We start from the raw sequence: 4,063 nt of genomic DNA, 5'->3' as shown, positions 1-4,063 counted from the left end.
GGCCGGGTGGGTCGTCATCGCTGCGTTCCTTCCGTGTGCAGGCCCGCGAGGCCCAGCAGCAGGGACTTGACCTCCGTGGCCGCGTAAGCCTCCCGCGCCCGGTCCGGCTGCGAGCACAGCAGTACGGGGCCGTCGGCGGGGTCGGCGGGCAGGCGGCCGTGGCTGCCGCGTACGCCGGACGGGTTCAGCGGGACGGTCTTCAGGCGGTAGCGGAAGCCCAGCTTCTTGCGGGCGACCTGGCCGACGGCGCGCAGCTTCACCGCGGGGACCGTCTCGTCGTAGAGGAGCTCGGCGGGGTCGTAGCCGGGCTTGCGGTGGATCTCGACTTGGCGGGCGAAGTCGGGGGCGCGCTCGTCGTCGAGCCAGTAGTAGTACGTGAACCAGGCGTCGGGGTCGGCGAGGGCGACGAGTTCGCCGGAGCGCTCGTGGTCCAGTCCGTGCGCCGCCTTGCCGTCGGCGTCCAGCACGCGCTCCACGCCGTCCAGTTCGGCGACGAGCTTCGCGACCGACTCGATGTCGGCGGGGTCACGGACGTACACGTGGGCGACCTGGTGGTCGGCGACCGCGAAGGCGCGGGACGTCCACGGGTCGAGGTACTCCATGCCGTCCTGCGTGTACACCTCCAGCAGCCCTGCCCGGCGCAGGGCGCGGTTGATGTCTACGGGGCGGGAGGCGGGCGTGATGCCGTACTCGCTGAGCGCCACGACGGTCGCGCCCGCGCGCAGGAAGTGGTCGATCAACGGGCGCAGGGCGTCGTCGAGTCGGCGGGCCGCCCGGACGGTCGCGTCCGAGTCCGGGCCGGAGCGCTGGGGCTCGTAGTCCATCTGCGGGATGTAGACGAGCGTGAGGTCGGGGTGGTGCTCGTCGAAGATCTGGCGGGCGGCGCCCAGGATCCACTGGGTGGAGGGCATGCCCGCGTTGGGGCCCCAGTAGGTGAACAGGGGGAACGGGCCGAGCCGGTCGGTGAGTTCGTCGTGCAGGGAGGGCGGCCAAGTGTAGCAGTCGGGTTCCTTGCGACCGTCGGAGTAGTAGACGGGGCGCGGGGTGACCGTCCAGTCGACGTCGGCGCCCATCGCGTACCACCAGCAGATGTTGGCGACCTTGTAGTCGGGGTCGGCCCTGCGGGCCGTCTCCCAGATCTTCTCGCCGCCGACGAGGGCGTTGTGCTGGCGCCACAGCATGACTTCGCCGAGGTCGCGGAAGTACCAGCCGTTACCGACGGCGCCGTGCGTGGACGGCGGTTCGCCGGTGAGGAGGGTCGACTGGACGGTGCAGGTCACGGCGGGGAGCACGGTGTCGAGCCGGGCCTGGAAGCCGCGTTCGCCGAGGGCGGCGACGGCCGGCATGTGCTGGAGGAGTTTCGGGGTCAGGCCGACGATGTCGAGTACGACCACGCGGTTCATGAGGGGTCCTCCTTGAGGCCGAGGCCGGTCAACCGGGTCCGGGCCCAGGCGAGTTCGGCGGCGATGCCACCGGGCAGGTCGGCGGGCGGTTCGGGCAGGACTGACCAGGTGTAGGTCTCGACCTCGATGTGGTCGCAGGCGGCCGAGGCGCCGCCCAGCAGCCCGGCGAGGACCTGGTCGAGCTGGGCGGAGGTCGTACGCAGCGGGGGTTCGGGCTGGGTGTGCAGCGGGGCGTGGAAGTGGACGCGCCACGGGCCGTCGGCGTCGGGAAGGCCGCCGTCGAGGGCGTCGGGGAGGTCGTCCACGCCGAGGACGTCGCCGTCGGTCACGGTGCGGGTCTGGTGCAGGAACCGGGGTTCGGCGAGCCGGTGCAGGGCCGCGCGGGCGGCGGGGTCGGCCGGTCGGGCGGCCTCCACGGCGCAGGACGCCTGGAGTTTGACGACGGGCATGCCGGCCTCCGTGAGCCGGCGCAGCGCGTGGGCCGGGTCCTCGAACTGGACGGCGAGATGGCAGGCGTCGAGGCAGATCCCGAGCCGGTCGGGGTCCAGTCCGCCCAGCTCACGTACCGCCTGGGTGGTGGTCTCGACGACACACCCCGGCTCCGGTTCGAAGCCGACGCGGACACGGCGGCCCGTCCACGATTCCAGCGCGGCGAGCCCCGTGGCCAGCCGGTCCAGGGCGTGCCGGGCCTCCTCGGCGCAGGCGCGGGTCCACGGGGTGCGCCATGCGAGGGGCAGGGTGGAGACGCTGCCGTGGTCGACGTCGTCCGGCAGGAGCGCGGCGAGGACGCGGGCGCAGTCCAGGGTGTACCTCAGCCGGGCCTCGTCGGCCCAGTCGGGCAGGTACACGTCCTTCTTGACGACCTCGCGATGGAAGCCGGCGTACGGGAAGGCGTTGAGGGTGACGGTCTCCAGTCCGCGTGCCCGCAGCTCGCCCCTCAGCCGCCCCAACGCGCCTTCGTCATCGGCGAGTTCGGTGACGACACCGCGTGCCAGCCACAGTCCGATGCCGAGCCGTCCGGTGCCGAGGCGCTCGCGCACGGGCTCGTCGTGCTCCGCGAGCTGGGCGATCACACCTTGCAGGTCCTCGGCCTGGTGGACGTTGCTGCAGTAGCCGAGGTGGACGGTCGTACCGTCCGGATGCACGAAGCGCATGCGGTCCTCACGCTCCCCCGCGGCGTATGGAGTTGCCCTGGAAGGTGGCCGCCTCGTCCGGCCCCGGCCCCGGCTCCTCCAGCTCCAGCCGCCCGCTCTGTCCGTAGAAGGCGACGGGGTTGCGCCACAGCACCTTGTCCACGTCCTCCTCGTCGAACCCGGCGGCAAGCATGGCGTCGGCGGTCCTCCGCGTCTTCAGCGGGTCCGAACGCCCCCAGTCGGCAGCGGAGTTGACGAGCACGCGCTGCGTCCCGTGCTCCTTGAGGATCTCGACCATCCGGTCCTCGCTCATCTTGGTCTTCGGGTAGATCGAGAACCCGGCCCAGCAGCCGCTGTCGAGGACCATGCCGACGGTGAGCTCGTTGAGGTGGTCGAGGACGACGAGCTCGGGGGCGATGCCCGACTCCCGTACGACGTCCAGGGTCCGCCGGGTGCCGGCGGCCTTGTCGCGGTGCGGGGTGTGCACGAGGGCGGGCAGCTCGTGCTCGACGGCGAGCTGGAGCTGACGGGCGAGCGCCTCGTCCTCCTGCGGCGTCATCGAGTCGTAGCCGATCTCGCCGACGGCGACGACCCGGTCCTTGGCGAGGTAGCGGTCCAGTTCGTCGAGGACCGGGAGGCAGCGCGGGTCGTTCGCCTCCTTCGGGTTGAGCGCGATCGTGCAGAAGTGCTGGATGCCGAACTGCGCGGCGCGGTACGGCTCCCAGCCGAGCAGCGCGTCGAAGTAGTCGTAGAAGCTCTCCGGCGAGGTGCGGGGCTGGCCCAGCCAGAAGGCGGGCTCCACGACGGCGCGCACCCCGGCGGCGTACATCGCCTCGTAGTCGTCGGTGGTCCGGGAGGTCATGTGGATGTGGGGGTCGAAGATGCGCACGGTCAGCTCTCTTCCTTGAGGACGTGCTGGAGTTCCTCGCCGATGACGTCCGGAAAGGCCTGGACGACGGGCCGGATGTCCTCGGGTACGTCCCGTCCGGCGACGATCCGCTCGTGGGCGAAGTCGGCGAGCATCCGGGCCAGTTCGCGGTCCGCCCGGGCGTCGAGTCCCGCCACGTGCTCCAGCGGGATCTCGCAGAAGACGCACTTCAGTACGGCCTGGCGGTACTCCGCGTCCGGGAGGTGCGCGGCGGCGTACGCGCCGAGGGCGGCCTCGATCAGGGTGGTGTCGTTGCCGCGCAGGGTCTCCCGTACGAGAGGGAGAGCGAGGTCGCCGAGGTCGAGAAGCGGCAGGGTCCGAAGGACCGCACGTTGTTCGGCAGGGTCGCCATGCCGATGGAGGCGGGTGACCTCGTCGGCGAGGGCCTGGCCGCGCAGGGGCAGTGCGGTGAGCAGGACGGCGCGGGCGGCCTCGTCGACGCTCCAGTGGTCGGTGAGGCGGCCGCGCCCGCAGCGCCTTCGGGCAGCGGGGAACAGACGCCGCACGGCGGCGGGTTCGGCGGCGACCTCGGCGGCGCTGCGGTCGAGCCAGGTGCGAGCCGTGCCGTCGAGTACGGCGGCCAGGGCGGGGCGGGGGTC

4 protein-coding genes are annotated in these 4,063 nt (G+C 72.2%); all 4 read right to left on the bottom strand.

The features are described 5' to 3' along the window. Window positions 1-14: 14 nt before the first annotated feature. Entirely contained in the window at window positions 15-1,403 is a 1,389-nt protein-coding gene (locus EAO75_RS09315; RefSeq protein WP_147994587.1) for an alkaline phosphatase family protein, read from the bottom strand. Next, the gene (eboE, locus tag EAO75_RS09310; RefSeq protein WP_147994586.1) at window positions 1,400-2,557 is read right to left on the bottom strand and encodes a metabolite traffic protein EboE; all 1,158 of its coding nucleotides are present in this window, start codon (window positions 2,555-2,557) and stop codon (window positions 1,400-1,402) included. The genes EAO75_RS09315 and eboE overlap by 4 nt, the downstream gene beginning before the upstream one ends. A 7-nt stretch (window positions 2,558-2,564) precedes the next feature. After that, a complete protein-coding gene (locus EAO75_RS09305) occupies window positions 2,565-3,425 on the bottom strand; it encodes a TatD family hydrolase (protein ID WP_147994585.1) in 861 nt (286 codons plus the stop codon). Between the two features lie 2 nt (window positions 3,426-3,427). Continuing rightward, window positions 3,428-4,063, bottom strand: a 636-nt coding sequence (locus EAO75_RS09300; RefSeq protein WP_261989217.1) for an EboA domain-containing protein, incomplete at its 5' end; no start/stop codon positions are given.

Source organism: Streptomyces sp. UW30, assembly GCF_008042075.1.
Taxonomy (GTDB): Bacteria; Actinomycetota; Actinomycetes; order Streptomycetales; family Streptomycetaceae; genus Streptomyces.
Note: the sequence above shows the minus strand (reverse complement) of the source record. Positions and strands in the feature narration are given on the sequence as shown.

Bases quoted from the DNA above. Each gene is read 5' to 3' on its own strand.
- eboE (WP_147994586.1), bottom strand. From the start codon at position 2,557: ATGCGCTTCGTGCATCCGGACGGTACGACCGTCCACCTCGGCTACTGC.
- EAO75_RS09315 (WP_147994587.1), bottom strand. From the start codon at position 1,403: ATGAACCGCGTGGTCGTACTCGACATCGTCGGCCTGACCCCGAAACTC.